This window comes from Thauera sp. 28 (genome assembly GCF_000310145.2).
GTDB lineage: Bacteria > Pseudomonadota > Gammaproteobacteria > Burkholderiales > Rhodocyclaceae > Thauera > Thauera mechernichensis.
In genome coordinates, this window is record NZ_AMXA01000077.1 from 1 (window position 1) to 1,667 (window position 1,667).

A 1,667-nucleotide genomic window follows, 5' to 3' on the forward strand; every position below is an offset into this window, starting at 1 on the left:
CGCGCGATCTCGGCAAAGCTCTGGTTGTCCAGCTCGCCAGCGACGAAGCGGCGGTTGTAGAAGTCCACCTGGTTCTTCTTCTCCGCACCCCACTGACGGTTGTGGAACACCACCGCGGTCACCGGAATGTTGTGGCGCACGCAGGTCATCGTCTCCATCAGGCTCATGCCCCAGGCGCCGTCACCCGCGTACGACACCGCCGGACGGTGCGGCGCGGCCACCTTGGCGCCGATGATGGTCGGGAAGGCGTAGCCGCAGTTGCCAAAGCTCATCGCCGCGAAGAAGCTCCTCGGCTTCTCAAAGCGCAGGTAGCTGTTGGCCACCGAGTTGATGTTGCCGATGTCGGTCGACACCATCACGTCCTCGGGCATCGCCTTCTCGAGCTCGCGCAGCACCTGGCGCGGGTGCAGGTACTCGCCGCCCGAGAACGGCTTCTCCTTGGCGTTCTCTTCGATCATGTCCAGGCTGAACGGGTCGCGCTCGTGCGTCCATTCGTCGAGCTCCTTCTCCCACGCGGCTTTCTCGGCGGCGATCTTCGCCGCGCGCTCGCCCTTGGTGGCGTCGCAGTCGAGCGCACGATTCGCGAGCCGCGCCGTCAGTGCCACCGCCGCCGCCTTGGCATCACCGCAGATGCCCACCGAGATCTTCTTCACCAGCCCGAGCATCTTGTTGTCCGCGTCGATCTGGATGATCTTCGCGTTCTTGGGCCAGTAGTCCATGCCGTGCTGCGGCAGCGTACCGAACGGGCCCAGGCGCGAACCCAGCGCCACCACCACGTCGGCCTGGCTGATCAGCTTCATCGCCGCCTTCGAGCCCTGGTAGCCCAGCGGGCCGCACCACAGCGGGTGGCTCGCCGGGAACGAGTCGTTGTGCAGGTAGCTGTTGACCACCGGCGCGCCCAGGCGCTCGGCCAGCGCCTTGCACTCCTCGATCGCGTCGGCCATCACCACGCCGCCGCCCGAGATGATCACCGGGAACTTGGCCTTGGCCAGCAGCTCGGCCGCTTCATTGAGGCTTTGCTCGCCGCCCGCGCCACGGTCCAGCCGCGCCGGCTTGGGGATCTCGCAGGTGATCTCGCCGTAGAAGTAGTCGCGCGGAATGTTCAGCTGCGTCGGGCCCATCTCGCTCATCGCCCGGTCGAAGCAGCGACCGGTGTACTCGGCCATGCGCGCCGGGTGGGTGACGTGGCCCTGGTACTTGGTGAACTCCTGGAACATCGGCAGCTGCTTGCACTCCTGGAAGCCGCCCAGCCCCATCGTCATCGTGCCCGTCTCGGGGGTGATGATCACCACCGGGCTGTGCGCCCAGTAGGCCGCGCCGATCGCGGTCACGCAGTTGCTGATGCCCGGGCCGTTCTGGCCGATCACCACGCCGTGGCGGCCCGACACCCGCGAGTAGCCGTCGGCCATGTGGCCCGCGCCCTGCTCGTGCACCACCGGGATCAGCCGGATGCCGGCCGGCGCGAAAATGTCCATCGCGTCCATGAAGGCCGAGCCCATGATGCCGAACATGTCGGTGACGCCGTTGGCCACCAGGGTTTCGACGAAGGCTTCGGAGGGGGTCATCTTGGTCGGGCCGCTGGCCACGCTGCGGCCGTCGGGGGTGGGCTGGCTCATGCTGTCTCCTGGGAGTTAGTTGAACGAAATCGGTACCAAACATTCCGATAT

Annotated in this window: 1 protein-coding gene; it reads right to left on the minus strand. The window is 66.6% G+C overall.

What is annotated here, in order from left to right; genetic code table 11:
* Positions 1-1,616: sulfoacetaldehyde acetyltransferase (xsc, locus tag C662_RS19475; protein ID WP_002934499.1), on the minus strand; the 1,616-nt coding region annotated here is incomplete at its 3' end.
* Between the last annotated feature and the right edge of the window lie 51 nt (positions 1,617-1,667).